Consider the following 26,077-nt stretch of genomic DNA (forward strand, 5'->3'; position numbering starts at 1 on the left):
TGCCGCCCGGCGACGGAACGCACCGCAAGTGAGGCCCAGCACTGAGCAGGAAGGCCGCGCCAGCGACGAACTGGTGCGGTCCCTCCTCGAATCCGGAGCCCTGACACCCGATTGGGCGGAGACGTTCAGGGCCGGACCGCGATCGCTGTTCCTGCCTGATCTCGTCTGGGCTCACGACATGGCGACCGGCCGAAGTACGCCCGTCTCAGGGACCGACAACCCCGAAGGGTGGGAGCAGGCCGCGTACGCGAATGTCCCGTTGGTCACCCAGTGGGACGACGGACAGCACACGGGTACGGAGCCGGGGACCGTGCCGACCAGCTCGGCGAGTATGCCGTCAGTCGTAGCCGCCATGCTGCGAGATCTGGGCGTGAGCGACGGAATGCGGGTGCTCGAAATCGGCACCGGCACCGGCTGGAACGCCGGACTCCTCGCCCACCGGTTGGGCAGCGGGAACGTGGTGAGCGTCGAGATCGACGCGGTGATGGCCGAGCACGCCCGAGGCGCGTTGACACGCGCCGGACTCACCCCCGAGGTGGTCCGAGGGGACGGCGGGGACGGCTGGCCGGACAAGGCACCGTATGACCGCGTGATCGTCACGGCGGGGGTGCGAGCTGTTCCGCCGCGCTGGTTGGAGCAGACTCGGCCGGGCGGGATCATCCTTGCCCCCTGGGGGACGCACTACAGCGATCAGGACGCATTGGTGCGGCTGACCGTGGAGGAGGACGGCCGCGCCACAGGCCCGTTCCTGCGCATGGTCGAGTTCATGAAGCTGCGGGACCAGCGCTTGGACTGGAACCGGTTCCGTGAGCACGTCCCGGAGTTCCCCGGCGACGCCGACATGTCCAGTACGACGGTCGCTCTGTCGGACCTGGGGGATCGCTACGAGCCCGTGCGGTTCGTGACGGGGCTGCGCGTGCCCGACTGCGCCCACGTCGTCAACCGGTCGGAGGCGGAGGACAAGGCGTGGTTCTTCGATCTGACGACCCGGTCATGGGCTGCCGCCGTGTTCCGCCCCGGCGAGCCGGAGGCCACGGTCTACCAGTCGGGGCCGCGCCGGCTGTGGGACGAAGTCGAGGCGGCCTATCGGTGGTGGACAGCGCGCGGTGAGCCGGGGCACTCCCGGTTCGGTCTTACGGTTACCGCCGAGGGTGATCGGGTGTGGCTGGACGACCCAGCCGAAGACGTCGGCGCGCCGCAACCAACTGATCTGCGGTGACAGCTGACCCGCCCGGCACCCAAAAGCCGAACTCATCAACGAAAAGGGGCGCCCCCACCTCGGGGGCGCCCCGCTCGCGCGGTGGCTACCGCCTACGCCGCCACCTTCTCCTCGGCCGCCGACGGCTCCAGCGCCAATGCCAGGACCTGGCGGACGTCCGAGACGGGGTGGACCGTCAGGCGGTCCAGGATCTGCGCCGGGACATCGTCCAGATCCGGCTCGTTGCGCTGCGGGATCAGCACCGTCGTGATCCCCGCCCGATGCGCGGCCAACAGCTTCTGCTTGACGCCGCCGATCGGCAGCACCCGTCCCGTCAGGGACACCTCACCCGTCATCGCCACGTCCGGACGGACCAACCGCCCCGACAGCAGCGACGCCAGCGCCGTCGTCATCGTGATACCCGCGCTCGGCCCGTCCTTCGGGACCGCGCCCGCCGGCACGTGCAGGTGGACACCCCGATCCTTCAGATCACTCACGGGCAGTTCCAGCTCCGCCCCGTGCGACCGCAGGAACGACAGCGCGATCTGCGCCGACTCCTTCATCACGTCACCCAGTTGCCCGGTGAGCTGAAGCCCCGTCCCACCCGTCTCCGGGTCGGCCAGGGACGCCTCGACGAAGAGCACGTCCCCGCCCGCTCCCGTCACCGCGAGACCGGTGACCACGCCGGGCACGGCCGTGCGCCGCTCCGCCGGGTCCTGGGCCGACTCGGGTGTGTGGTGGGGGCGGCCGATGAGGCCGCGCAGGTCGTCCACGCCCACCGCCGCCGGCAGTTCACGGTCTCCCAGCTCGTGCTGAGCGGTCAGCTTGCGCAGGATCCGGGCCACGGCCCGCTCCAGCGACCGGACACCGGCCTCCCGCGTGTACTCGCCGGCGAGCTTGCGCAGCGCCTCGTCGTCCACGCCGACCTCGTCCGCGCCGAGACCCGCCCGCTCCAGCTGGCGCGGGAGCAGGTGGTCCCGCGCGATGGTGACCTTCTCGTCCTCGGTGTAGCCGTCGAGCTGCACGAGCTCCATCCGGTCCAGCAACGGCTGGGGGATCGACTCCAGCACATTTGCCGTCGCCAGGAAGACCACGTCGGAGAGGTCGAGCTCGACCTCGAGGTAGTGGTCGCGGAACGTGTGGTTCTGCGCCGGGTCCAGCACCTCGAGCAGGGCGGCCGCCGGGTCGCCCCGGTAGTCCGAGCCGACCTTGTCGATCTCGTCGAGCAGGACGACGGGGTTCATCGAGCCCGCCTCCTTGATCGCCCGCACGATACGGCCCGGCAGCGCGCCGACGTAGGTACGCCGGTGGCCGCGGATCTCCGCCTCGTCCCGGACACCGCCGAGCGCGACGCGGACGAACTCCCGTCCCATCGCCCGCGCCACGGACTCGCCGAGCGAGGTCTTGCCGACACCGGGCGGCCCGACGAGGGCCAGCACCGCGCCGCCGCGACGCCCGCCCACGACGCTGAGGCCCCGGTCACCGCGCCGCTTGCGCACGGCCAGGTACTCGACGATGCGGTCCTTGACGTCGTTCAGACCGAAGTGGTCGGCGTCCAGCACCGCCCGGGCGCCGGGGATGTCGTAGGCGTCCTCGGTCCTGGTGTTCCAGGGCAGCTCCAGGACGGTGTCCAGCCAGGTGCGGATCCAGCTTCCCTCGGGAGAGGCGTCGGAGGACCGCTCCAGCTTGTCGACCTCCTTGAGCGCCGCCTCGCGCACCTTCGCGGGCAGGTCGGCCGCCTCCACCCGGGAGCGGTAGTCGTCGGCCTCGTCCTCGGGGTCGCCGTTGAGCTCGGAGAGTTCCTTGCGGACGGCCTCGAGCTGGCGCCGCAGCAGGAACTCCCGCTGCTGTTTGTCCATCCCCTCCTGGACGTCCTTGCGGATGGTCTCCGCCACGTCCTGCTCGGCGAGGTGGTCACGCAGCCAGGTGAGGGCGAACCTCAGCCGCTCCACCGGGTCCGTGGTCTCCAGCAGCTTCACATTCTGCTCGGTCGTGAGGAACGGGGAGTATCCGGCGTTGTCCGCGAGCTCTCCGGGGTCCTCGATGCCCTGGATACGGTCGACGATCTGCCAGGCGCCGCGCTTTTGCAGCCAGCTCGCCGCGAGCGCCTTGTACTCCTTCATCAGCTCGGCGACCGCCCCCGGCAGGGGGTCGCCCAGCTTCGGGTCCTCGACCCGCTCGCCCTCGACCCACAAGGCGGCGCCCGGGCCGGTGGTGCCGGCGCCGATGCGCACCCGCCCGGCGCCGCGGATCACCGCCGCCGGGTCGCCGTCGGCGAGGCGGCCGACCTGCTCGACCGTGCCCAGGGTGCCGACAGCGGCGTATTTGCCGTCGATCCGTGGCACGAGCAGCACCCGTGGCTTCTTGTCGCCGGTGGCCCGGGCGGCCTCGATGGCGGCCCGCACCTCGTTGTCGGACAGGTCCAGGGGAACGACCATCCCGGGCAGCACGACAGCGTCGTCCAGCGGCAGAACAGGCAGGGTCAGTGCCATGACATCTCCCAAGATAGACAAGTTGAGCTCCATGGACTCAATGCTTCTGATGCTCCTGATGTTCCCCAGCCAATGTTCGCTCTGAGCGAACACCCCCTCGCACCAGGCCCCTCAACCCCCGGAGAAGCCCGGCCCGGGCCTGCGAAGATGGGGCCCATGACCGCTCGCATGACGAATGAGGCGCCGCCGGTCACCGTCGACCGGCGGGACGGGCCCCACGGGGAGGTCGCACTGCGCCGCCGCGGGGATGGACCGGACGCGGCCTACGAGATCATCGCCAACGGCTGCTTTCTCATGGACACCGGCGACGGCCGCTCCGAGCGGCTCCTGGTGAACGCCGCGATGGACGCGCTCCTTCCCGGCACCGCCGAGCCCTCCGTGCTCATCGGCGGCCTCGGCGTCGGCTTCTCCCTGGCCGAGGCGGCCGCCCGGCCCGGCTGGGCCAGGATCACCGTCGTCGAGCGCGAGCAGGCCGTCGTGGACTGGCACCGCCAGGGCCACCTGGCTCCCTTCTCCCGCGGCGCCCTGGACGACCCCCGAGTGGAGATCGTCCTCGCCGACCTGGTGGGCCACATACGCACCACGCGCGAGACCTTCGACGCCCTGTGCCTCGACATCGACAACGGCCCCGACTGGACCGTCACCGACGACAACAGCGGCCTCTACGGCCCCACCGGACTCGCCGCCCTGCACACCCGGCTCACCCCCGGCGGCGTGCTGGCCGTGTGGAGCGCCCAGCCCTCCGCGCCGTTCGAGGAACGCCTGCGCGAGCGCTTCACCGACGTGGTCACCCTGGAAGTCCCCGTGGACCGGGGCGTGCCCGACGTCGTGCACATCGCCCGGAGGAAGGCATGATTCCGGATGCCCGGTGCACCGGGTGGGGCGAGCCCCGTACGCTGCGGCCAGGAGTTTTTTCACGGGGAGCCACGGGGCGGGGCGGATGGACATGACGCAAGCACCTCAGAGCAGCAACGGATCGGTCGGGCAGGGCGCTCAGCGAAGAGTCCTGGTCGTCGAGGACGAGCCGACGATCGCCGAGGCCATCGCCGCCCGCCTGCGTGCCGAGGGCTTCTCCGTGCACATCTCCCCCGACGGCCCCAGCGCCGTGGACGCCGCGCACGCCTGGCAGCCCGACCTGCTGGTCCTCGATGTGATGCTGCCCGGCTTCGACGGCCTGGAAGTCTGCCGCCGGGTCCAGGCCCAGCGCCCGGTGCCCGTGCTCATGCTCACCGCGCGCGACGACGAGACCGACATGCTCGTGGGCCTCGGCGTGGGCGCCGACGACTACATGACCAAGCCGTTCTCGATGCGTGAGCTGGCCGCACGGGTCCATGTCCTGCTGCGCCGGGTGGAGCGGGCCGACATGGCCGCGCGCACCCCGCGCTCGGGGACCCTGCACCTGGGGGACCTGGAGATCGACCACGCCCAGCGCCGGGTGCGGGTGCGCGGGGCGGACGTCCACCTGACGCCGACGGAGTTCGACCTCCTGGTGTGCCTGGCGCAGACCCCTCGCGCGGTGCTGTCCCGCGAGCAGCTCCTCGCGGACGTCTGGGACTGGGCCGACGCCTCCGGCACCCGTACCGTGGACAGCCACATCAAGGCGTTGCGGCGCAAGATCGGCGCGGAGCGCATCCGCACCGTTCACGGCGTCGGCTACGCGCTGGAGACCCCGGCGCCCTGACGTCCGGACCGTAGCCCGCACTCCAGGGGGACGCACCCGCATGGATCAGACCGCTGCCGCCCGCGCCAGTTCCCGGGAACGCCGGGTGCGGGAGGCGGAGCGCGTGACCGGCGGGCCGTGGAAGCGGCTCATGGAGGAGGTCCAGCCGTTCTCCATCAAGACCAAGCTGTCCACACTGGTGGTGGTCTCGGTCTTCATCACCACCGGTCTGGTGATCGTGGCCATCCGCACGGAGACCCAGCTGCGGGTCATCACGATCTTCTCGATCATCGCCTCCATGCTGCTGACCCAGCTCATCGCCCATGGCCTCACCTCCCCGCTGCGAGAGATGACGGACGCCGCGCGTGCGATGGCGCACGGCGACTACAGCCGCCGGGTGCGCACGGGGCGCCGGGACGAGCTGGGAGAGCTCGCGGTCACGTTCAACCGCATGGCCTCGGACCTGGAGGCCGTGGACCAGCACCGCAAGGAGCTGGTGGCGAACGTCTCCCATGAGCTGCGCACCCCGATCTCGGCGCTGCGGGCGGTGCTGGAGAACGTGGTGGACGGGGTCTCGGCCGCCGATCCGGAGACCATGCGGACGGCGCTCACGCAGACCGAGCGCCTGGGGCGCCTGGTGGACCACCTGCTCGACCTGTCCCGGCTGGACAACGGTGTGGTGCCGCTGAACGCCCGGGAGTTCGAGGTCTGGCCGTTCCTGTCCGGGGTGCTGCGCACGGCGAAGGTCGAGGCCCAGGGCTCCCGCGGCCGCGACGACGTCCATCTGCACCTGGACGTCTCCCCGCCGGAGCTGGCCGCGTTCGCCGACCCCGAGCGGCTGCACCAGGTGGCGGCGAACCTGATCGACAACGCGGTCAAGCACAGCCCGCCCTGCGGCAAGGTCGCCGTGAGCGCCCGCGCGGGGACCGAGCCGGACAGCCTGGTGCTCGAGGTCCAGGACGAGGGCCCCGGCATCCCGGAGGCGGAGCGGCTGAGCGTCTTCAACCGCTTCAACCGCGGTATCGCCTCGACGGGCAAGGGCCCCGGCAGCGACGGCGGAACGGGGCTGGGCCTGGCCATCGCCCGGTGGGCGGTCGATCTGCACGGCGGGCACATCGGGGTGGCCGAATCCACGAGGGGCTGCCGGATAAGGGTCACCCTTCCGGGCTCGGCTCAACCGCCACGTTGACATAGGCTGGCCCTGACCAGCAGATCTTCGCCATGACCGCGTGCGAGCACGCGGCGGGAGCCAAGGACAATTCCCGCCAAAGACGGCCCTGAAACCAGACGTCGGGTGTGACTTGCGCGACGACAAACGGTTGGGACCTGCATGAACCCTGCGGGTAGGCGTAGCCTTGTTTCCCGCTGTCCACCATTCAAGGAAGCGGAAGAGGGCGGTTGCCGCCGTGTCGCCACAGTCCCCCAATACATCGAGTTCCCCCGGTCTTCGACCGGGCGGTTCCTCCACGACAGACTCGAACGGAGCGGGCGCGAGCCCGGCCGCGGGCTTCGGCCCGAACGAGTGGCTCGTGGACGAGATCTACCAGCAGTACCTCCAGGACCCGAACTCGGTAGACCGAGCCTGGTGGGACTTCTTCGCCGACTACAAGCCCGGCCCGGACACGGGTTCCGCCGTGGCCCCCGGCGCCGACGCCGACCAGGCGCCCGCGCCGCAGGCCGCGGCTTCGGCCGCCACCGCATCCGCCCCCACGACGGCGCAGCCCGCCGAGACCGCCCCCGCACCGGCCTCGACGAAGCCCGCTCCGGCTGCCGCCGCTCCCCCGGCGGCGCCCGCCGCGCCCGCCGCGCCCGCCGCCAAGCCCGCCACCCCGGCTGAGAGGCCCGCGCCGAAGCCGGCCGCGAAGGCCGCCGACGCGGCGGGCGCCGAGGGGCCCGAGCTCGTGACGCTGCGGGGACCCGCCGCCGCCGTCGCGAAGAACATGAACGCCTCCCTGGAGCTGCCCACGGCCACGTCCGTGCGCGCCATCCCGGTGAAGTTGCTGATCGACAACCGCATCGTCATCAACAACCACCTCAAGCGCGCCCGCGGCGGCAAGGTCTCCTTCACGCACCTCATCGGCTACGCGATGGTGCAGGCGCTCAAGGCCATGCCCTCGATGAACCACTCGTTCACCGAGAAGGACGGCAAGCCGACGCTGGTCAAGCCCGACCACGTCAACCTCGGCCTCGCCATCGACCTGGTCAAGCCGAACGGCGACCGGCAGCTGGTGGTCGCGGCGATCAAGAAGGCCGAGACGCTCAACTTCTTCGAGTTCTGGCAGGCGTACGAGGACATCGTCCGCCGTGCCCGCGCGAACAAGCTGACGATGGACGACTTCACCGGGGTCACCGCCTCGCTGACCAACCCCGGCGGCATCGGCACCGTCCACTCCGTGCCGCGGCTGATGCCCGGCCAGGGCCTGATCGTCGGCGTCGGCGCGATGGAGTACCCGGCGGAGTTCCAGGGCACGTCCCAGGACACCCTGAACCGCCTGGGCATCTCCAAGGTCATGACGCTGACCAGCACCTACGACCACCGGGTCATCCAGGGCGCCGCCTCCGGCGAGTTCCTGCGGGTGATGAACCAGCTCCTGCTGGGCGAGAACGGCTTCTACGACGAGGTCTTCGAGGCGCTGCGCATCCCCTACGAGCCGGTCCGCTGGCTCAAGGACATCGACGCCACGCACGACGACGACGTCAACAAGGCCGCCCGCGTCTTCGAGCTGATCCACTCCTACCGGGTCCGCGGCCACGTCATGGCCGACACCGACCCGCTGGAGTACCGCCAGCGCAAGCACCCGGACCTCGACATCATCGAGCACGGCCTCACCCTGTGGGACCTCGAGCGCGAGTTCGCGGTCGGCGGCTTCGCGGGCAAGTCGATGATGAAGCTGCGCGACGTCCTCGGCGTGCTGCGCGACTCGTACTGCCGCACCACCGGCATCGAGTTCATGCACATCCAGGACCCCAAGCAGCGCAAGTGGATCCAGGACCGCGTCGAGCGCCCGCACGCCAAGCCGGAGCGCGAGGAACAGCTGCGGATCCTGCGCCGCCTCAACGCCGCCGAGGCGTTCGAGACGTTCCTCCAGACCAAGTACGTCGGCCAGAAGCGCTTCTCGCTCGAGGGCGGCGAGTCGGTCATCCCGCTGCTGGACTCCGTGCTCGACGCGGCCGCCGAGTCCCGCCTGGACGAGGTCGTCGTCGGCATGGCCCACCGCGGCCGCCTCAACGTCCTGGCGAACATCGTCGGCAAGTCGTACGCCCAGATCTTCCGCGAGTTCGAGGGCAACCTCGACCCGAAGTCGATGCACGGCTCGGGCGACGTGAAGTACCACCTGGGCGCCCAAGGCACCTTCACCGGTCTCGACGGCGAGCAGATCGCGGTCTCGCTGACCGCGAACCCCTCGCACCTCGAGGCGGTCGACCCGGTGCTCGAGGGTGTCGCCCGCGCCAAGCAGGACATCATCAACAAGGCGGGCACGGACTTCACTGTCCTGCCGGTCCTGCTGCACGGCGACGCGGCCTTCGCGGGCCAAGGTGTCGTGGCGGAGACGCTCAACATGTCGCAGCTGCGCGGCTACCGCACCGGCGGCAGCGTGCATGTCGTGATCAACAACCAGGTCGGCTTCACCGCCGCCCCGGCCGCGTCCCGCTCGTCGATGTACGCCACCGACGTCGCGCGCATGATCGAGGCGCCGATCTTCCACGTCAACGGCGACGACCCGGAGGCCGTGGTCCGCGTGGCGCGGCTGGCCTTCGAGTTCCGCCAGGCGTTCAACAAGGACGTCGTGATCGACCTCATCTGCTACCGCCGCCGCGGTCACAACGAGGCCGACAACCCGTCGTTCACCCAGCCGCTGATGTACGACCTGATCGACAAGAAGCGCTCGGTGCGCAAGCTCTACACCGAGTCGCTGATCGGCCGGGGCGACATCACGCTGGAAGAGGCCGAGCAGGCGCTCAAGGACTACCAGGACCAGCTGGAGAAGGTCTTCACGGAGGTCCGCGAGGCCGCGTCCGCCCCGGCTCCGGCCGAGGTGCCGCAGGCGCAGCCGGAGTTCCCGGTGGCCGTGAACACGGCGATCTCCCAGGAGGTCGTCAAGCGGATCGCCGAGTCCCAGGTCTCCCTGCCCGAGCGGGTCCACGTCCACCCGCGTCTGCTGCCGCAGCTCCAGCGCCGCGCGGCCATGGTCGAGGACGGCACGATCGACTGGGCCATGGGCGAGACCCTCGCCATCGGTTCGCTGCTGATGGAGGGCACGCCGGTCCGGCTCGCCGGACAGGACTCCCGCCGCGGCACGTTCGGCCAGCGCCACGCGGTGCTGGTGGACCGCGACACCGGCGAGGACTACACCCCGCTGCTGTACCTGTCCCCGGACCAGGCCCGGTACAACGTCTACGACTCGCTCCTGAGCGAGTACGCGGCGATGGGCTTCGAGTACGGCTACTCCCTCGCCCGCCCGGACACGCTGGTGATGTGGGAGGCGCAGTTCGGCGACTTCGTCAACGGCGCCCAGACCATCGTGGACGAGTTCATCACCTCGGCCGAGCAGAAGTGGGGCCAGACCTCCGGCGTCACCCTGCTGCTGCCGCACGGCTACGAGGGCCAGGGCCCGGACCACTCCTCGGCCCGGATCGAGCGCTTCCTCCAGGAGTGCGCGCAGAACAACATGACGGTGGCCATGCCCACCCTGCCGTCGAACTACTTCCACCTTCTGCGCTGGCAGGTGCACAACCCGCACCACAAGCCGCTGATCGTCTTCACCCCGAAGTCGATGCTCCGGCTCAAGGCCGCCACCTCGAAGGTGGAGGAGTTCACCAGCGGGCAGTTCCAGCCGGTCATCGGCGACTCCAAGGTCGAGCCGGCGGCGGTCCGCAAGGTCGTCTTCTGCTCCGGCAAGGTCTACTACGACCTGGACGCGGCCCGTCAGCAGCGCGGGATCACCGATACGGCGCTGGTCCGCATCGAGCGGCTGTACCCGCTGCCCGGCGCGGAGATCCAGGCGGAGCTGGCCAAGTACACGCAGGCCCAGAAGTACGTGTGGGCCCAGGAGGAGCCGGCGAACCAGGGTGCCTGGCCGTTCATCGCGCTCAACCTGATCGACCACCTGGACCTGGTCCTCGGTGCGGCGCCCGACAACGCGGACCGGCTGCGCCGTGTCTCGCGTCCGTCGTCCTCGTCGCCCGCGGTGGGCTCGGCGAAGCGCCACCAGGCGCAGCAGCAGGAGATCATCGACGAGGTCTACTCGCTCTGACGGCTGAGTGAGTAGGGTCCGCGGGACCTTCGAGGTCTACGCAGGCTGAACCGGAGCCCGGTCCCTCTTGGGGGCCGGGCTCCCTCGCAGTAGCGCCAGCAGATGCGCCGGCGAGGCGGGGAGCGTGGCGAACACCGCCCCGGACGGTCCCGCCGTGGTGGGCCCCTCCTCCAGCGGTATGACACAGCGGATGTGTTCGGCGACATGGGCGGAGCGCTCGGGATCGGTGCGCTCCAGCAGAGCGGTCGCCTCGCCCCAGACCTTGCGCCACCGCAGGCGCCGCGCGGGCTGGAGCCTGCCGGCGGGAGTCCCGTTGGCGGGCGCGCGGAAGGGGTCGAGGTCGTCCAGGACCGCCCTGGCGCCGGGCAGCGGATGCAGGGGAAGCCAGCTCGGGTCCGCCGACCGCCACACTCCGGGCCGCCAGCCCCTCCGCAGCACGATCACCTGTCCGCCCGGCCTGGGCAGATGGATCCTGACGATGTCGGTGGTGCCGGTCACCAGCACCCGGTGTCCCTCGGGGGCGGCGACGGCGCCGAGGGCGGGCAGGGCGAGCACTCCGGCGCGCGGCAGGAGTTCGACGCTGAAGGGGCGGCCGGCGCGCAGGGCGGCGCAGGCGGCGACGGCGGCCAGGTGTTCGAGGTCAAGGGCGAGCGCGGAGTCTTCCCCGCCCCCGGTCGTGCCTCCTGTGGCGGCCCCTGCCCCGGCGCCGGCTTCGCTCATGGCCCCGGCGCCGGCTTCGCTCACGGGCCAGTTCCCGTTGCCCGCGGGGTCCTGGCCGAGGCGGCGCAGGCACTGCTCGGCCCAGCCGGAGACGGTGGGATAGGCGAGGACCTTGTGCACCGCGTCGGGGTCGGTGCTCCAGGCCGTGTCGAGCAGCCGCCAGTGCTCCTCGAGCCGGGCCGGAAGCCGCTCCGGCCAGGAGCGGCCGGCGACCGCGTCCCGGAGGGAGCGCAGCTGTCGGGCAACGATGTCGGCCATGCCTGCCCCCCTCGCCTTGCCCGTCAGGCTAGCCCCACAACGGCGTCGTGGGAGCCCTGATGGCGGCTTTCCCGCCACGGTCGCCGGGCGGATAACCTGTCCGGGTTGTCCCGTCACATTCCCGGAGTGTCCCTTGTACTTCACCGACCGCGGCATCGAGGAGCTGGAGAACCGTCGTGGCGAAGAGGAAGTCACGTACGAGTGGCTGGCCGAGCGGCTGCGCGAGTTCGTCGACCTGAACCCCGAGTTCGAGATCCCCGTCGAGCGTCTGGCCACGTGGCTGGCCCGGCTCGACGACGAGGACGACGAGTAGGCCGAGAGCCCGGACAGCGGCGTCGAACGAGCCAGCGGCGTGTATCGCGAGACCGCCGCGACACCTTGACATCCCCAGCACGCGATATATCGTGTCTTTCACAAGACGCGATATGTTGCGTGTCTGCCTACCCGCATCAGGAGGGCCGGGATGCCTCAGTGGACCATTGAAGAACCACGGAAGCTGACCTTCGACAGCGAGATCAGCAGTCTGCATGTGCGGATCGTCGGTGGAACGGTCAACGTCGTGGGGACCGACGAGGGTTCCTCGAGGCTCGAGGTCACCGAGATCGACGGCCCAGCGCTGATCGTCAGCAAGGACGGCAGCACGCTCACCGTGGCGTACGAGGACCTTCCCTGGAAGGGCCTGCTGGGCTGGCTCGACCGCAAGGGCTGGCGGCGCAGGGCCGTGGTCTCCGTCGCCGTCCCCATCGGCACCCGCGTGGAGCTCGGCGTCGTCAGCGCCTGCGCGGTCGTCTCCGGCATCGGGGGCCGCACCTCGGTGCGCGGTGTCAACGGGGACACCACGCTGGTCGGCGTCAGCGGCTCCGTCGACGCCAACACCGTCTCGGGCAATGTCGACGCCCAGGCCGTTTCCGGCGACCTCAAGGTCAACACCGTCTCCGGCGAGCTCACCGTCGTGGAGGGCACCGGCGGCCGGGTCAAGGCGGACTCGGTCAGCGGCGGGATGGTGCTCGACCTCGACCCCCGTACCGGCACGGACGTACGCCTCAACACCGTCTCCGGCGAGGTGGCCATCCGCCTGCCCGACCCGGGCGACGCCAAGGTGGACGCCAACACCGCCAGCGGCGCCGTCTCCAACGCCTTCGACGAGCTGCGCCTGACCAACCAGTGGGGCGCCAAGCGGCTGACCGGCACCCTCGGCAAGGGCAACGGCAAGCTGCGTGTCACCACCGTCTCCGGCTCCGTCGCGCTCCTGCGCAAGCCCCCCGCCGAGGAGGAGTTCGTGGACGCCCCCCGCGACGCGCGAGACCCGGAAGACCCGGAAGGAAAGGTCCTGTGATGGCGCCCGTCTTCGGCCACGGCAGGCTGCGCCTGTACCTGCTCAAGCTCCTCGACGAGGCCCCGCGGCACGGCTACGAGGTGATCCGCCTGCTGGAGGAGCGCTTCCACGGCCTGTACGCACCCTCGGCCGGCACGGTCTATCCGCGTCTGGCCAAGCTGGAACAGGAAGGGCTGGTCACCCACACCACCGAGGGCGGCCGCAAGGTCTACTCCCTCACCGACACCGGTCGCTCCGAACTCGCCGACCGGCACGGCGAACTCGCCGATCTCGAGCGCGAGATCCGTGATTCCGTCGCCGAGCTCGCCGCCGAGATCCGCGAGGACGTGCGCGGCTCGGCCCGCGACCTGCGCGAGGAGATGCGCGCCGCCGCCGAGCAGGCCCGTAGCCCGCAGGGGCATGCCTGGGAGGGCGGTCGCGGCGACAAGGAGGCATGGAAGCAGGCCAAGGACGAGTGGGCCCGCGCCAAGCAGGAGTGGAAGGAGCAGGCCCGCCAGGCCAAGGAGGAGAGCCGCAAGGCCAAGGAGGAGGCCAAGCAGGCCCGCCGCCAGGCGATCCAGGACCAACTGCACACCCGCGACGAGGTGATGCGGATCAGGAAGCGGGTGCAGGAGCAGGTCCAGGAGCACCTCAAGCGCGGTGACTGGCCGACCGGGGTGATCGAGGGGATCGGCGAGCTGACGAGGGAACTCGCCTCGCTGGCCGACCCCGACCGGCACGGCCACCACGGGGCCCGCGGCAGCCACGACGTTCACGGCACCCACGGCACCCACGATGTGCACGACGGCCACGATGTGCACGACGGCCACGACGGCCGCGACGGCCTCGGCAAGGAGACCCGCACCGTCGAGGGGGACGACCTGCCCTTCGCCGCCTCCGACTTCGACGCTGCGGACCTCCTCGAGCCGGAGTGGGCCAAGGCCGAGGACTCCCTGTCCAAGGACCCGGCGAGGGACCTCGAACGGCTGCTGGACCGCTTCCGCGACGATGTGCGGGACGCCGCCCGGGACAATGGCGTCACCACCGACCAGCTGAGGCAGGCCCGCCGCCATCTGTCCACGGCCGCGGCCCACGTCGTCGCCATCCTGCGCGGCGGGAATTAGGGCACCCGGACGGACATACGGAGTCAGGAGAAGGGGCGCTCGCGGCCACCGCGAGCGCCCCTTCTCCTGGGCCGGCTGGGCCCGCACCGGCTACATGGTCAGCACGATCTTCCCGAAGAGGTCGCCCTCGGCGATCTTCTCGAAGCCCTCACGGGCCCGGTCCAGCGGCAGCACCGAGTCGATCACCGGACGCACCCCCGTGGTGGCGCAGAAGTTGAGAAGGCCCGCCAGTTCCTCCTTCGTGCCCATGGTCGAACCCACGACCTTGAGCTCCAGGAAGAAGATGCGGTTGAGTTCGGCGGCGGGCGGGTTGGGGCCGCTGGTGGCGCCGGAGATGACCAGCGTTCCGCCGGCCTTGAGGGACTTCACCGAGTGGGACCAGGTCGCGGCGCCGACCGTCTCGATGACGGCGTCGACGCGCTCGGGCAGGCGAGCGCCGGGCTCGACGGCCTCGAGGGCGCCGAGCTCCACCGCGCGCTTGCGCTTGGCCTCGTCCCGGCTGGTGGCGAAGACCCGAAGGCCGGCCGCCCTCCCGAGCGCGATGGCCGCGGTGGCCACACCCCCGCCGGCGCCCTGCACGAGCACCGAGTCGCCGGGGCTGACGTTCGCGTTGGTGAAGAGCATGCGGTAGGCGGTCAGCCAGGCCGTGGGCAGGCAGGCGGCCTCCTCGAAGGAGATCCCCTTGGGCTTGGGCAGCACGTTCCACGCGGGGACGGCCACCTTCTCGGCGAAGGTGCCCTGGTAGCGCTCGGTCAGGATCGAGCGGGGCTCCTCGGGGCCGACCCCGTGGCCGGTCTGGCCGATGACGGAGTGGATGACGACCTCGTTGCCGTCCTCGTCCAGACCCGCCCCGTCGCAGCCGAGGATCATCGGCAGGCTCTCCTCCCCGAGTCCCACCCCGCGCAGCGACCACAGGTCGTGGTGGTTGATCGAGGCGGCCTTGAGGGTGACGGTTGTCCAGGCGGGGCGTGCTTCGGGCTCGGGGCGGTCCCCCAGTTCGAGGCCGTCGAGCGGCTGGTCACGGTCGATGCGGGCGGCATAGGCAGCGAACATGGCCATGACCCTAGGACGCCGGTGGTCACGGGGGAACCGGGCCTGCGTGTGACTCCCGCCGCGCTTCACCGCCGGGCCACGGCCGGGCGGTGAAGCGCGAGCGGCGAGCTGTGCCGGGGCTACCGGCGGGCGACGCCCTCCGCACGGGCGGCTTCGGCCACGGCCTTGGTCACGGCCGGGGCGACCCGCTCGTCGAACGGACTCGGGATGACCTTGTCCGCGCTGAGCTCGTCGGCGACCACGGCGGCCAGTGCCTCGGCCGCCGCGATCTTCATGCCCTCGGTGATCCGGGAGGCCCGCACCTGGAGGGCGCCGGCGAAGACGCCCGGGAAGGCGAGGACGTTGTTGATCTGGTTCGGGTAGTCGCTGCGGCCGGTGGCGACGACGGCCGCGTACTTGTGGGCGACGTCCGGGTGGATCTCCGGGTCGGGGTTGGCCATGGCGAAGATGAACGAGTCCTTCGCCATCGAGGCCACCGACTCCTCGGGGACGGTCCCGCCGGACACGCCGATGAAGACGTCCGCGCCTTCGAGCGCGTCGGCCAGCGAACCCGTCAGCTTGGCCTTGTTCGTCAACTCGGCGATCAGTCGCTTCACCTGAGTGAGATCGTCGCGGCCCTCGTGCACGATGCCCTTGCGGTCCGCGAGGGCGACATCGCCGATGCCCGCCTCCACGAGGATCTTGGCGATCGCGACACCCGCGGCGCCCGATCCGGAGATCACCGCGCGCAGGGAGCCGAGCTCGCGGCCGGTGAGCTCGGCCGCGTTGCGCAGGGCGGCCAGGGTGACGATGGCCGTGCCGTGCTGGTCGTCGTGGAAGACGGGGATGTCCACGCGGTCCTGGAGCTTGCGCTCGACCTCGAAGCACCGCGGGGCCGAGATGTCCTCGAGGTTGATTCCCCCGAACGAGGGCGCCATTCGGGCGATCGTCTCGACGAGCTCGTCCACCGCGGTGCAGTCCAGCGCGATCGGGACCGCGTCCACGCCGCCGAACTGCTTGAAGAGGATCGCCTTGCCCTCCATCACCGGGAGGGAGGCCTCTGGACCGATGTCACCGAGTCCGAGCACCGCCGTGCCGTCGGTGACGACCGCGACGACCTGGGACTTCCAGGTGTAGTCGTGCACGAGTTCCGGATGCTCCGCGATGGCCGTGCAGACCTTGGCCACGCCGGGCGTGTAGGCGAGGGACAGGTCGTCGGCGTCGCGCACCGGAACGGTCGCCCGCACCTCCATCTTGCCTCCGCGGTGGAGGGCGAACGCCGGGTCGATCAGATTCTGCTCCGGCTCACTGCCGGACTCGTTACGGGAATGGACGATCTCCGCTGCCACGGTGACCCCTTTGGTTTACGTCTGCGAGGGCGCTGCCCCCAAGGAGGGTTGGTTGATGAGCGCTCGTGAGGCTTGACGAGCACTTGAGCCCGCCGCACGCGGGCCCGGATCCCCGGATGCGGGGGGTAAGGATCCGTTCTACCGGAAACACTCCACCGGCGCGGGGGTAATTCCCCAGCGCGGATCTGTCTGCCGACACCGCGGCCGCCTCGGCGGCTCACGGGAGGGTTGATCATGTGGAGCATCGGGGATCGCCCGTTATCTGATTTTGACACACCGGTGCCCCTGAGATCGCCCGACCGGATGGCAAGATGCGGGAATCACACAGGCCCATGGGTCTCGGGCATATGTCCGAATGTTTTCCCGTTACGGCTCTCCCCCGCAGGAGGAATCACCATGACCGCACGCTCCACCCGGCGCTGTCTGCTGGCGACCGGAGCCCTCGTGGCCTCGGGCGCGCTGATGCTCACCGGTTGCGGGGACCAGACGAACAAGTCCGGTGGGGGGGCCAGCGAGTCCGCCGGAACCAGCTCCGCACCCCTGTTCAACAAGTTGCCGAAGAAGTACCAGGACGCCAAGGTCATCAAGGTCGGCTCCGACATCAACTACGCGCCCGTCGAGTTCAAGGACAAGGACGGCAAGACGGCGATCGGAATCGACCCCGACCTGGCCAAGGCCCTGGGCAAGCAGCTGGGAGTGACCTTCCAGTTCCAGGACAGCATCTTCGACAACCTCATCCCGTCGATGCAGACCGGTCGCTTCGACGTGGCCATGTCGGCCATGTCGGACACCAAGGCCCGTGAGACCGGCAAGGACGACACCGGCAAGAAGGTCGGCCCGGGCGTCGACTTCGTCGACTACTTCACCGCCGGCACCTCGATCCTGGTCCAGAAGGGCAACCCGAAGAACATCAAGTCGCTGAACGACCTGTGCGGCAAGGTCGTCGCCCTCCAGCGCGGCACCACCTCGCAGGACGTCGCCACCGCCCAGGCCAAGCGGTGCAAGGACGACGGAAAGGCCAAGCTGACCATCCAGACGTTCGACAAGGACACCGACGCTCTGGTGCGCCTGCGCCAGGGCGCCTCCGCCGCCGACCTGAACGACTTCCCGGTGGCCGCGTACAACGCCAAGACCTCGGGCGGCAAGTACGAGGTCGTCGGCGATCAGATCGAGGCGGGTCCCTACGGCATCGCCGTCACCAAGAGCAACACGCAGCTGCGTGACGCGCTCAAGGAGGCGCTCGATGCGGTCATCGCCAATGGCGAGTACAAGAAGGTGCTCGAGAAGTGGAACGTCACCGACGGAGCGGTGCTGAAGGCAGAGGTCAACGGCGGTTCCTGAGCACGCTTCCTCGCGAGAAAGTTAACAGCAAGTGACTGAGCCGATCGACAGGGGCCCGGCCGACATGCCGCCGGGCGGGCCCACCGTCCACAAGTCCACGAGCGCCGGCGGGCTGCCGCCGCAGGCCATCAAGGCCATCCCGGTCCGCCACTACGGCCGCTGGATCAGCGCGGTCCTGGTACTGGGCGTGCTCTCCCTCATCGGGGTCGCCTTCGCCAACGCGGACGTCAACTGGAACGTGATCCCGGACTACCTGTTCTTCGACACGATCGTCAGGGGTGCGGCGAACACCCTGCTGATCACCGTACTGTCCATGACCGTCGGTGTGGTGCTCGGCATCGTCCTCGCGGTGATGCGGCTGTCGAAGAACCCGGTGACCAGCACGGTCGCCTGGTTGTACATCTACCTCTTCCGCGGCACCCCGGTGCTGGTGCAGCTGTTCCTGTGGTACAACCTCGCGTTGATCTTCCCGGTCCTGAACCTCGGGTTCTACAAGGACGAGATGACCGACGTCATGACCCCGTTCCTTGCCGCCCTGCTGGGGCTGGGCCTGAACGAGGCCGCGTACATGGCCGAGATCTGCCGCGCGGGCATCCAGTCGGTGGACGAGGGCCAGACCGAGGCGTCGCACGCGCTGGGCCTGACCGGCACGCAGACGATGCGCCGGATCGTGCTGCCCCAGGCGATGCGGGTGATCGTCCCGCCCACGGGCAACGAGTTCATCAACATGCTCAAGACCTCGTCGCTGGCCTACGCGATCCAGTACCAGGAACTGCTGAAGGCGGCCACCGACATCTCCAGTCGTACCCTTGCGGTCATGGAGATGCTGTTCGTGGCCTCGATCTGGTACCTGTTCCTGACCAGCATCTTCAGTATCGGCCAGTACTACCTCGAGCGGCGGTTCGCCCGCGGCGCGACGCGCAACCTGCCTCCGACCCCGCTGCAGAAGATCCGGGCGAACCTGACCCGCCTCAGCCACCGGGAGCGTGTCGCATGAGCAACATGATCAAGACCAGCGGCCACCCCATGGTCAAGGCCGAGGGTGTGCACAAGTCCTTCGGCCTGGTCCCGGTCCTCAAGGGCATCGACCTCGAGGTGCAGCCCCAGGAGGTGTTCTGCCTGGTCGGCCCCTCCGGCTCCGGCAAGTCGACCTTCCTGCGGTGCATCAACCACCTGGAGAAGATCAACGCCGGGCGGCTGTCGGTCGACGGCGAGCTGGTCGGCTACCGCGAGAGGGGCGACAGGCTCTACGAGCTCAAGGACCGCGAGGTCGCGGCCAAGCGCCGGGACATCGGCATGGTCTTCCAGCGCTTCAACCTCTTCCCCCACATGACGGCGCTCGGCAACGTCATGGAGGCCCCCATACAGGTCAAGGGAGAGTCCAAGTCGGTGGCGCGCGAGCGTGCGCTCAAGCTCCTGGACCGGGTGGGCCTGGCCGACAAGGCCCACAGCTACCCCACCCAGCTCTCCGGCGGGCAGCAGCAGCGGGTGGCCATCGCCCGCGCGCTGGCGATGCAGCCCAAGCTGATGCTCTTCGACGAGCCCACCTCGGCGCTCGACCCGGAGCTCGTCGGTGAGGTCCTGGACGTCATGCGCGGCCTGGCCGAGGACGGCATGACGATGATCGTGGTGACGCACGAGATGGGCTTCGCCCGCGAGGTCGGCGACGCCCTGGTCTTCATGGACGACGGTGTCGTCGTGGAGGCGGGCCATCCTCGCGAGGTGCTGACCAATCCGCAGCACGAACGCACCAAGGCGTTCCTGTCCAAGGTGCTGTAAAGGACGTGACGGCGGCGGTGGGCCCTGGGGCGCACCGCCGCCTTCGGCATACGGGGGCTGCTTGAGCGCGAGCATCAGCCCCGCGCGAGCCGGGCGGGCCGCAGGGCGCTCTCGGCCTCGTTCACCCGCGAGGTGGCCGGGTCGGGCACGCGGTCGGCGTTCATGAGGACGCACCGGGTCGAAACCCCTCCGGGCGATCTGCCGTAATACCCTTGATGGCAGACCGGCCATTACCAGCTCGATCCACCACGACCATGGACCGACCACGTAAGGATCAGAAGTGGAACTGGCCTATTACTCGGATTACGCCGTGCGTCTGGTCAACACCGAGGAGCCCGGCCGCGGGGAGGACTCCCTGACGTCCGTGGAGGCGGTACGCGAGCTCTTCGGGGCAGGGGCGCAGGCCGCCCGGCGCACCGTCGAGGCCGATGTGACCCGCCTGCGCTCGGTCCGTACGCGCCTGCGCGCGATCTTCGAGGCGGCGTCCGAGGACGACCAGGTCAGGGCGGTGGACCTGCTCAACGCCCTGTTGATGGAGTTCCCGGTCAGCCCGCAGATCTCCGGGCACGACCACCTCGACGAGGCCGGCCGCCCCCGCTGGCACATGCATCTGGCCGAGCACGCCGCCAGCGCGACCGGCGCCTACGCCGCGCTCGCCGGCATGGGCCTGGCCGTCCAGGTCACCGACCTCGGCGTGGACCGCCTCGGCATCTGCCAGGCCGCGCCCTGCCGCAATGCCTATGTCGACACATCGACGAACCGCTCGCGGCGCTACTGCTCCGACCGCTGCGCCACCCGCGCCAACGTCGCCGCCTACCGCGCCCGCAAGCGCCTGGAGAACGACCGCTCGACCCCGACCGGCCGCACCGCCCCCAAGAGCCAGGCGGCGGTGGAGGAGTAGCCCTTCCTCGGCCGGTACCTGCCCAGCACCCGGCCCAGCACCAGCTCGGCGGGCACCGTCCCGAACTCCCGGCTGTCGTTGGGCACATAGGGGTTGTCCCCCAGCAGCCACCAGCCCCCGTCCCGGCGCCCGACCGCCCGCTTCACGACGAGCAGGTCCTGCTGGAACGGATGCCTGGCCACCACCACGTCCCCCGGCCGCACCGCCACGCCGTAGCGCACGAGCAACTGGTCCCCGTCACGGAAGGTGGGCACCATCGAGGGCCCCCGCACCGCAGCCCACCCGAGCGGGGGCGCAGCCGCCACCGCGGTGTCCTCGGTCCGCATGAGCGCTCCTCCCTGTGTCCTGTGTGTTTGTCCACTCCCTCTCAGGGTGGCCCAGACTTTCGTCCTAAGACCCTAGGGCCGGTCGAGAAATCCCCTTGCTCTCGGAGTAATCTCGCACGTGAGAAGACGATCACGAGGAAGGACTTCCATGTTCGCTCGCCTGTTTGCTCCCAAGGTGACCGTGAGCGCCCACTGCGACCTCCCCTGCGGTGTGTACGACCCGGCCCAGGCCCGCATCGAGGCCGAGTCGGTCAAGGCCGTTCAGGAGAAGTACCAGGGCAACGACGACGCGCAGTTCCGCACTCGCGCCATCGTCATCAAGGAGCAGCGCGCCGAGCTGGTCAAGCACCACCTCTCGGTGCTGTGGAGCGACTACTTCAAGGCTCCGCACTTCGAGAAGTACCCGCAGCTGCACCAGCTGTTCAACGACGCCCTCAAGGCCGCCAGCGCCACCAAGGGCTCGACCGACCCGAAGACCGGCCAGGCCCTGCTGGACCTGATCGCCGAGATCGACAAGATCTTCTGGGAGACGAAGAAGGCCTGATCTTTGCCCAGGCCGTCTGACCCGCGTTTCCACGGGTCACATCGCCTACCCTTCCGCACCCGGCCCGCAGGCCGCCGAGAACGGCGTCCATGACGGTCCGGGTGCGGTCCACTTCGCCCGGCCACAGGTGGGCATGGATCGGCAGCGTAAGGAGCTTGGCCCTCTCCAAAGGTTGAGCACCTGCTGGCAGCGTTCAAGCCGCCGAAGCGTTCGCCATGTATCTTCTGGCCCAAGCCTCGATTGCGTCCAAGTGCTCGGCGTGCAGACCCGCCCGATGATCGGGCTGCACGAGCAGCGTGGGGCTCCCCCTCTTGGTACGTTCCTCGGCCCACTCGTGGTCCAGGACGGTGAAATCGTCGTCGATCCAAGCGGTCGGCGCGCCGCCGAGCCACCCATCGACGTAATCGCGCTTCCACAGATAGCCGTTCGGATGGCTGGTCGTGATCTGCGGGCGCGGGAGGTCGACATACGGCAGAGGCGGCAGGCCGAGGAGCGGCCCGACGAGGGTGGTGGCGTCCTGACGCCAACTGGTGCACCAGACCGGGGTGACCAGGCCGATGCGGATGATGCCCATGAGCATGGGGCCGTGGGCGGGGTTGAGCCAGATGGTTACGGAGGCGTCGGGGGTTCGGCCGCCAGGCACGACGTCGTGACGGATGTGGGTCGCCGGGCAGGCCTCTTCCGCGTCCGGGAAGGGGATAAGGACGCCGTCGATGTCGAGGAGCAGGTATGGCAGGCGCATCGGTGTCTCCCAAGGGGCCGGGGCGGGGGGTCAGAGCTTGCGCGCGGTGATCAGCAGGGTGGTGGGCCAGCGGTCGTGGCGGGCGTCGTGGAACTCCTGGGCCGAAGTGAGCCAGAGGCCGGCGCGGTCGAGGTGCTTGTCCCAGCAGTGGGCGTCGAAGTCCCAGCGGGCGATGGGTAGTCGGGTGCAGTCGGGGAGCGAGACGTAGTCACGGCCGGGGCGGTCGTCGGTTGAGGGGCGTCTGCCGCCGCGTTGGGGGTGGGGGACGGAAAAGGCAAGGGTGCATCGCGGTTTTAGGTGCTGGGCGATGGCCGGGAGCAGGAGTTCGGGGGCTACTAGGCCGATGGCGCCGAAGACGGAGTAAATGGCGTCGAAGTGGTCGTCGGAGGCTTGCAGGTAGTGCAGGGCGTGGCCGGCGACGAAGGTGAGGGTGTTCAGTCGGCCGTAGTGCGAGCGGGCTCGGCGGACCTGGAGGCCGACGAGGTCGACGCCGGTGGCCTGGGCGCCGTAGCGGGTGGCGAGGTGTGCGGCGTTGTGGCCGGGGCCGCATCCGAGTTCCAGTACTCGCTTGCGGCACAGGTCCGGGCCGAGGATCTCGGCGCCGGGCCCGCTGCCGGGTCGCGTGGTCCACTCCATCCGTGCGGGCACGGTCAGCGGCTCGGCGGCGCCGGCCGTGGTGCGCTTTAGGGCGTGGACGTACCAGGGGGAAGCCTGGGAGAGCACGTCAGACCTCCAGGAGGTGGAGCACGTCAGTGAGGTGGCGGCGTACGGCTTTGATGTAGGCGGGGTCGGTGGCCGGGTCATTGACCCAGCGGATGGACTGCTCCATGAACCACTCGACGGCCCACATGCGGTGCCAGCCCAGTGCCCATCTCTCGGCGGGGAGACCACCGCGTTCGACGAGGGCGTCGGGGGTGCCGCCTTCGGTGACGTAGGTGTCCAAAAGGACCCGAAGACGCACGGGGTCGGGGGTGTCGAGGGTGCCGTGCCAGCTTGCGAAGTCGAACAGGCCGGGGCCGGTGAAGGCACGAGCGAAATCCAGCAATCGCCAGCCCTGCCTGCCAATGTGGAGGCTGGTGGGGTGGAATTCGGAGTGCACCCAGCCGAACGGAGCCACCGTCGCACCGGCCGAGCGTGCTTCGGCCGCCTGGGCGATGCGCTCGAGGGCCCCCTCGACGTCATCCGCGTCCTGCCAGCGCTCGGCCTTGCGGAGTCGGCCAAAGTGCTCCAAGGCCCGACTCGGCAGGGTGCGCAGCCGCTCCTGGTCGAGGACGGGCAGGGTCGCAGCCGTGCGGGTGCGGTGCAGGACCACTGCGGCGGCAGCGCCGTCGAGTTCGTCGGCCTCGCGGACGGCAGCGCCAAGGTCCTCCAGCAGCATCCCGAGCCAGCCGTGCACCATTGCGGAGGAGTGAACAGCGGGCACCGGGACGCCGAGGGTGTGCGCAAGCCGGAGTGCCTGGTCCTCGCGGTCGAAGGGCTTCTTGGCGTACTTGAAGATTGCGGTGGTGCCGTCGGTGAAGGTCAGGCGCTCGACGCCGGACATGGACCACACGCGCACCTCCTCGCGCTCCGGGGTGGATCGGTCGGCGATGGTCAGGAGGTTGTCCAGGAGTTCGGCGTTGAGGGTCGTGTCCATAGGGGCTCCAGTGCGATTGGCGGCATCCGGGGTGGGCGGGAAGTGTCGGCCCGCCCCGGAGCCGGGGCTGTGGTGCTATGCGGCCGGGGTCACGCGGTGGGCGTAGACCTGCTCGATCCATCGGGCCTTGAAGGACGCGAGGTCGTCGCGGAAGGCGGTCATCGAGGCACCGTAGGGCGCCACGACCCCACCGGTCTGGTCCGGCACGGACTGGCAGCCGTGCACGAGCCGTCCGCCGAGGGCGGCATGGGCCTTGATGGACTCGATGCGGCGGTGCTCGTTGAACCAGCCGCCGTGGTAGACCTCGTCAAGCAGGCGGCCCATCCCGTCGTCCAGGTCGAAGACGACGGACGTGGCGGCGGGGAAGAACCAGCACGGGCCGACGTTGGAGATGTGCCCGTCCAGCTCCACTTTGTTCAGCGCCATCAGCGTGGCGGCCTGGCGCAGCATCAGCAGGTGCTCGGCGGTGATCTGCGGCAGGCCGAGGCCGGCGAGGTGCTCGTCGCGGAAAAGGTACGCGTACACCTCGTAGGCCGTGGCGAGCACCCGGGCGGCGTCCGAGGTGGGCTTGGCGTGTGTCCTGATGAACTCCAGCGCGAGCTGCTCGACCGTGCTCTCGGTCGTCTCCTCCACGTCCAGGAGCTCGGCCTTGACCAGCTCCCAGTCGGCGACGAGCCACGTGCTGGACTCGAAGCGGAAGAAGTACTCGGTCGGGTCGATGCTGATGCGCCGGCCGTCGACCTGGATGCCGGGCAGGCGGCTCCAGCGCTCGTCGAACGCCTCGGGCAGCACGACCGTGATGGCCGCGGTGTCGATGGTGGTCACCGTGTCTCCGTCTCTGATCGGCCGGGTTCGGACACAGGAATGCCCGAACCCGGTGTAGGCGTACGGACTTCGGGGCCGCCCGGCCGAATGGGGAGCCTGGTCACCGTGTGGGACCGGGGCCGGGGGCGGCTGATGATTAGTGAACACTCCGTCACTCACGGTGGGTACGGTGAGAGGCAGTTGAAGCGGTATACGCGGTTTACAGCCCCGGACGGGAGGCGATCGTGGCGGCGCAAAGAGACCCCAACTCCCGCCTGCGGGACACCATCGACGCGACCGGCTGCACGTACGAGGCCCTGGCGAAGGACGTCCGGCGCATCGCCGCGGAGAACGGCGACATTCTCCAGACCAACAAGTCGGCTATCTCCCACTGGGTGAACGGCACGCGTCAGCCCACCGGCCGAACGGGCCAGTACCTTGCAGAGGCTTTGTCCCGACGGACCGGCCGCACCATCACCCGGTCCGAGATCGGCCTCCCCACGCCAGATGCCGACGGGCCTGACGAGCGGGATCCCGTCCTGGCCGCAACCGACCTGGGCCGCGCCGACGTCGAGCGCCGCCGCTTCCTCACGGTGGCCGCATTCACCACGGCCGGCGTCTCCATGCCCCTCACCCACGACCACGAGGCCACCGCCCGCATGCTCCGCGCCCGCACCGGAACATCCGTGGTCGGAGCCGAGGACGTGGACGTCGTACGCCAGATCACCGCAGCCTTCAGCGCCGCCGACGAACGCCTCGGCGGCGGCCATGGCCTCACCACGGTCACGGCCTACCTCGCCGACACCGCCGCCCCCATGCTCCGGGGCCGCTACCGGAGCGAACCTTTACGACGGTCCGCATTCGGTGCGGTAGCGGAACTCGCCTACCTGGCAGGCTGGAAGCACCACGACCTCGGCCAGGAAGGCGCCGCCCAACGCTACTACCAGGTCGGCTACCAGCTCGCCTGCGAAGCCGACCCGCACGGCCACGCCGCCTGGATGATGCGCGCCCTCGCCCACCAGGCCCTCAGCCTCAAACAGCCCCACCACTGCGTCGACCTCGTCGAAGGCGCCCTGTGCCGGGGCCTCGGCCACGTCGACGGCCAGACCGAAGCCCTCCTTCACATCACCCATGCCCGCGCCTATGCCGCCACCGGGGAGAAGCCCGCAGCGGCTCGCGCCCTACTTGCCGCCGAGGACGCCCTATTGCGCGACGACGGGCCTCAGCCCAGCTACTCGCGCGTCAGCGGCCCCGCGGCCGGCACCGTAGCCAGTCACACCGCCCGCACGCTCACCGACCTCGCCGACCACGTCGGCACCGAACAGAAGCATCGCGACGCCCTGATCCGCTGGGACTTGGAGAAGTACAAGCGCGTCCACGCCCTCACCTACGCCGACCTCGGCGACAGCCTCGCCGCCCAGGCCCGCGCAGACGAGGCCGTAGTCGCTTGGTCCCAGGCCCTGACCCTCATGGAGGGCATGACCTCCGATCGCACCCGCAAGGCGATCACCTCGATCCGCTCTACCCTCGCGGTCTACCAGCGCCGCAAAGTGCCCGGCGCGGCCGATCTCGCCCGCCGCGCACGTGAGGTCCTCGCCTAA

The 26,077-nt window shown here is 70.0% G+C and carries 23 protein-coding genes; 14 read left to right on the top strand and 9 right to left on the bottom strand.

The window, feature by feature from the left end; all coding sequences use genetic code 11:
- Nucleotides 1-178 precede the first annotated feature (178 nt).
- Nucleotides 179-1,219 carry a methyltransferase domain-containing protein gene (locus IEY86_RS09675; protein WP_308425122.1) on the top strand — a complete coding sequence of 347 codons (1,041 nt, stop codon included), beginning with the start codon at nucleotides 179-181 and terminating at the stop codon, nucleotides 1,217-1,219.
- A gap of 92 nt (nucleotides 1,220-1,311) precedes the next feature.
- Here the strand turns inward: IEY86_RS09675 and lon are convergent, their stop codons facing one another.
- On the bottom strand, nucleotides 1,312-3,690 hold the full coding sequence (gene lon, locus IEY86_RS09680; RefSeq protein ID WP_189131153.1) for an endopeptidase La: 2,379 nt from the start codon (nucleotides 3,688-3,690) through the stop codon (nucleotides 1,312-1,314).
- A 156-nt stretch (nucleotides 3,691-3,846) separates the two neighbouring features.
- Between lon and IEY86_RS09685 the strand changes: the two genes are divergently transcribed.
- From IEY86_RS09685 to IEY86_RS09700, 4 genes are all read left to right on the top strand, one after another.
- Nucleotides 3,847-4,545 (top strand): spermidine synthase, encoded by a 699-nt coding sequence (locus tag IEY86_RS09685; RefSeq protein WP_189131154.1) that lies wholly within the window; start codon nucleotides 3,847-3,849, stop codon nucleotides 4,543-4,545.
- A gap of 85 nt (nucleotides 4,546-4,630) precedes the next feature.
- Complete coding sequence (locus IEY86_RS09690) at nucleotides 4,631-5,371, top strand: response regulator transcription factor (protein ID WP_189131155.1); 741 nt, start codon at nucleotides 4,631-4,633, stop codon at nucleotides 5,369-5,371.
- 130 nt (nucleotides 5,372-5,501) lie between these two features.
- Nucleotides 5,502-6,539: a sensor histidine kinase gene (locus tag IEY86_RS09695; RefSeq protein WP_189131305.1), complete on the top strand. Its 1,038-nt coding sequence runs from the start codon at nucleotides 5,502-5,504 to the stop codon at nucleotides 6,537-6,539.
- Between the two features lie 217 nt (nucleotides 6,540-6,756).
- Nucleotides 6,757-10,605, top strand: a complete 3,849-nt coding sequence (locus tag IEY86_RS09700) for a multifunctional oxoglutarate decarboxylase/oxoglutarate dehydrogenase thiamine pyrophosphate-binding subunit/dihydrolipoyllysine-residue succinyltransferase subunit (RefSeq protein ID WP_189131156.1) — start codon at nucleotides 6,757-6,759, stop codon at nucleotides 10,603-10,605.
- A 36-nt stretch (nucleotides 10,606-10,641) separates the two neighbouring features.
- Here the strand turns inward: IEY86_RS09700 and IEY86_RS09705 are convergent, their stop codons facing one another.
- On the bottom strand, nucleotides 10,642-11,583 hold the full coding sequence (locus tag IEY86_RS09705; RefSeq protein ID WP_189131157.1) for an HEXXH motif-containing putative peptide modification protein: 942 nt from the start codon (nucleotides 11,581-11,583) through the stop codon (nucleotides 10,642-10,644).
- Nucleotides 11,584-11,716: 133 nt separating this feature from the next.
- On the opposite strand from IEY86_RS09705, the gene IEY86_RS09710 reads away from it, so the two are divergent.
- From IEY86_RS09710 to IEY86_RS09720, 3 genes are all read left to right on the top strand, one after another.
- A complete protein-coding gene (locus tag IEY86_RS09710) occupies nucleotides 11,717-11,896 on the top strand; it encodes a DUF6104 family protein (RefSeq protein WP_189131158.1) in 180 nt (59 codons plus the stop codon).
- A gap of 150 nt (nucleotides 11,897-12,046) precedes the next feature.
- Nucleotides 12,047-12,919 (top strand): DUF4097 family beta strand repeat-containing protein, encoded by an 873-nt coding sequence (locus tag IEY86_RS09715; protein WP_189131159.1) that lies wholly within the window; start codon nucleotides 12,047-12,049, stop codon nucleotides 12,917-12,919.
- Entirely contained in the window at nucleotides 12,919-14,022 is a 1,104-nt protein-coding gene (locus tag IEY86_RS09720) for a PadR family transcriptional regulator (protein ID WP_189131160.1), read from the top strand. Before IEY86_RS09715 ends, IEY86_RS09720 begins: the two co-directional genes overlap by 1 nt.
- A 90-nt stretch (nucleotides 14,023-14,112) precedes the next feature.
- Here the strand turns inward: IEY86_RS09720 and IEY86_RS09725 are convergent, their stop codons facing one another.
- The gene (locus tag IEY86_RS09725) at nucleotides 14,113-15,075 is read right to left on the bottom strand and encodes a zinc-binding dehydrogenase (RefSeq protein WP_189131161.1); all 963 of its coding nucleotides are present in this window, start codon (nucleotides 15,073-15,075) and stop codon (nucleotides 14,113-14,115) included.
- A 119-nt stretch (nucleotides 15,076-15,194) separates the two neighbouring features.
- Nucleotides 15,195-16,403, bottom strand: a complete 1,209-nt coding sequence (locus IEY86_RS09730) for an NAD(P)-dependent malic enzyme (RefSeq protein WP_189131162.1) — start codon at nucleotides 16,401-16,403, stop codon at nucleotides 15,195-15,197.
- A gap of 396 nt (nucleotides 16,404-16,799) precedes the next feature.
- Here IEY86_RS09730 and IEY86_RS09735 point away from each other — a divergent pair, with 396 nt between their 5' ends.
- The 4 genes from IEY86_RS09735 to IEY86_RS09750 all read left to right on the top strand — a co-directional run bounded on the left by IEY86_RS09735 (nucleotide 16,800) and on the right by IEY86_RS09750 (nucleotide 20,424).
- Nucleotides 16,800-17,744 (top strand): ABC transporter substrate-binding protein, encoded by a 945-nt coding sequence (locus IEY86_RS09735; RefSeq protein ID WP_189131163.1) that lies wholly within the window; start codon nucleotides 16,800-16,802, stop codon nucleotides 17,742-17,744.
- 31 nt (nucleotides 17,745-17,775) lie between these two features.
- Complete coding sequence (locus tag IEY86_RS09740) at nucleotides 17,776-18,741, top strand: amino acid ABC transporter permease (protein ID WP_373286983.1); 966 nt, start codon at nucleotides 17,776-17,778, stop codon at nucleotides 18,739-18,741.
- A 5-nt stretch (nucleotides 18,742-18,746) separates the two neighbouring features.
- Nucleotides 18,747-19,523, top strand: a complete 777-nt coding sequence (locus IEY86_RS09745; protein ID WP_373286986.1) for an amino acid ABC transporter ATP-binding protein — start codon at nucleotides 18,747-18,749, stop codon at nucleotides 19,521-19,523.
- 280 nt (nucleotides 19,524-19,803) lie between these two features.
- Nucleotides 19,804-20,424 carry a CGNR zinc finger domain-containing protein gene (locus tag IEY86_RS09750; protein ID WP_189131164.1) on the top strand — a complete coding sequence of 207 codons (621 nt, stop codon included), beginning with the start codon at nucleotides 19,804-19,806 and terminating at the stop codon, nucleotides 20,422-20,424.
- Here the strand turns inward: IEY86_RS09750 and sodX are convergent.
- Nucleotides 20,337-20,750 carry a nickel-type superoxide dismutase maturation protease gene (gene sodX / locus IEY86_RS09755; protein ID WP_189131165.1) on the bottom strand — a complete coding sequence of 138 codons (414 nt, stop codon included), beginning with the start codon at nucleotides 20,748-20,750 and terminating at the stop codon, nucleotides 20,337-20,339. The two genes, IEY86_RS09750 and sodX, sit on opposite strands and share 88 nt — an antisense overlap.
- 148 nt (nucleotides 20,751-20,898) lie before the next feature.
- Here sodX and sodN point away from each other — a divergent pair, with 148 nt between their 5' ends.
- Nucleotides 20,899-21,294, top strand: coding sequence for a superoxide dismutase, Ni (gene sodN / locus IEY86_RS09760; protein WP_189131166.1), 396 nt, complete (start codon nucleotides 20,899-20,901; stop codon nucleotides 21,292-21,294).
- A gap of 193 nt (nucleotides 21,295-21,487) precedes the next feature.
- On the opposite strand, the gene IEY86_RS09765 is transcribed toward sodN, so the two are convergent.
- The 4 genes from IEY86_RS09765 to IEY86_RS09780 form a co-directional block, all read right to left on the bottom strand.
- Nucleotides 21,488-22,036 carry a hypothetical protein gene (locus IEY86_RS09765; protein WP_189131167.1) on the bottom strand — a complete coding sequence of 183 codons (549 nt, stop codon included), beginning with the start codon at nucleotides 22,034-22,036 and terminating at the stop codon, nucleotides 21,488-21,490.
- A gap of 30 nt (nucleotides 22,037-22,066) precedes the next feature.
- Nucleotides 22,067-22,759 carry a class I SAM-dependent methyltransferase gene (locus tag IEY86_RS09770; protein ID WP_189131168.1) on the bottom strand — a complete coding sequence of 231 codons (693 nt, stop codon included), beginning with the start codon at nucleotides 22,757-22,759 and terminating at the stop codon, nucleotides 22,067-22,069.
- A 1-nt stretch (nucleotide 22,760) separates the two neighbouring features.
- A complete protein-coding gene (locus IEY86_RS09775; RefSeq protein WP_189131169.1) occupies nucleotides 22,761-23,672 on the bottom strand; it encodes an aminoglycoside phosphotransferase family protein in 912 nt (303 codons plus the stop codon).
- A 75-nt stretch (nucleotides 23,673-23,747) separates the two neighbouring features.
- The gene (locus tag IEY86_RS09780) at nucleotides 23,748-24,497 is read right to left on the bottom strand and encodes a hypothetical protein (protein WP_189131170.1); all 750 of its coding nucleotides are present in this window, start codon (nucleotides 24,495-24,497) and stop codon (nucleotides 23,748-23,750) included.
- 224 nt (nucleotides 24,498-24,721) lie between these two features.
- On the opposite strand from IEY86_RS09780, the gene IEY86_RS09785 reads away from it, so the two are divergent.
- On the top strand, nucleotides 24,722-26,077 hold the full coding sequence (locus tag IEY86_RS09785) for an NsdA family TPR-like regulatory protein (RefSeq protein ID WP_189131171.1): 1,356 nt from the start codon (nucleotides 24,722-24,724) through the stop codon (nucleotides 26,075-26,077).

The organism is Wenjunlia tyrosinilytica (genome assembly GCF_014646055.1).
GTDB lineage: Bacteria > Actinomycetota > Actinomycetes > Streptomycetales > Streptomycetaceae > Wenjunlia > Wenjunlia tyrosinilytica.

What these genes read in the sequence shown, in the direction of transcription:
- sodX (WP_189131165.1), bottom strand. Translation starts at nt 20,750, where the DNA reads ATGCGGACCGAGGACACCGCGGTGGCGGCTGCGCCCCCGCTCGGGTGG.
- IEY86_RS09745 (WP_373286986.1), top strand. Translation starts at nt 18,747, where the DNA reads ATGATCAAGACCAGCGGCCACCCCATGGTCAAGGCCGAGGGTGTGCAC.
- IEY86_RS09690 (WP_189131155.1), top strand. Translation starts at nt 4,631, where the DNA reads ATGGACATGACGCAAGCACCTCAGAGCAGCAACGGATCGGTCGGGCAG.
- IEY86_RS09685 (WP_189131154.1), top strand. Translation starts at nt 3,847, where the DNA reads ATGACCGCTCGCATGACGAATGAGGCGCCGCCGGTCACCGTCGACCGG.
- IEY86_RS09735 (WP_189131163.1), top strand. Translation starts at nt 16,800, where the DNA reads ATGACCGCACGCTCCACCCGGCGCTGTCTGCTGGCGACCGGAGCCCTC.
- sodN (WP_189131166.1), top strand. Translation starts at nt 20,899, where the DNA reads ATGTTCGCTCGCCTGTTTGCTCCCAAGGTGACCGTGAGCGCCCACTGC.
- lon (WP_189131153.1), bottom strand. Translation starts at nt 3,690, where the DNA reads ATGGCACTGACCCTGCCTGTTCTGCCGCTGGACGACGCTGTCGTGCTG.
- IEY86_RS09715 (WP_189131159.1), top strand. Translation starts at nt 12,047, where the DNA reads ATGCCTCAGTGGACCATTGAAGAACCACGGAAGCTGACCTTCGACAGC.
- IEY86_RS09720 (WP_189131160.1), top strand. Translation starts at nt 12,919, where the DNA reads ATGGCGCCCGTCTTCGGCCACGGCAGGCTGCGCCTGTACCTGCTCAAG.
- IEY86_RS09675 (WP_308425122.1), top strand. Translation starts at nt 179, where the DNA reads ATGGCGACCGGCCGAAGTACGCCCGTCTCAGGGACCGACAACCCCGAA.
- IEY86_RS09725 (WP_189131161.1), bottom strand. Translation starts at nt 15,075, where the DNA reads ATGTTCGCTGCCTATGCCGCCCGCATCGACCGTGACCAGCCGCTCGAC.
- IEY86_RS09775 (WP_189131169.1), bottom strand. Translation starts at nt 23,672, where the DNA reads ATGGACACGACCCTCAACGCCGAACTCCTGGACAACCTCCTGACCATC.
- IEY86_RS09765 (WP_189131167.1), bottom strand. Translation starts at nt 22,036, where the DNA reads ATGCGCCTGCCATACCTGCTCCTCGACATCGACGGCGTCCTTATCCCC.
- IEY86_RS09705 (WP_189131157.1), bottom strand. Translation starts at nt 11,583, where the DNA reads ATGGCCGACATCGTTGCCCGACAGCTGCGCTCCCTCCGGGACGCGGTC.
- IEY86_RS09695 (WP_189131305.1), top strand. Translation starts at nt 5,502, where the DNA reads ATGGAGGAGGTCCAGCCGTTCTCCATCAAGACCAAGCTGTCCACACTG.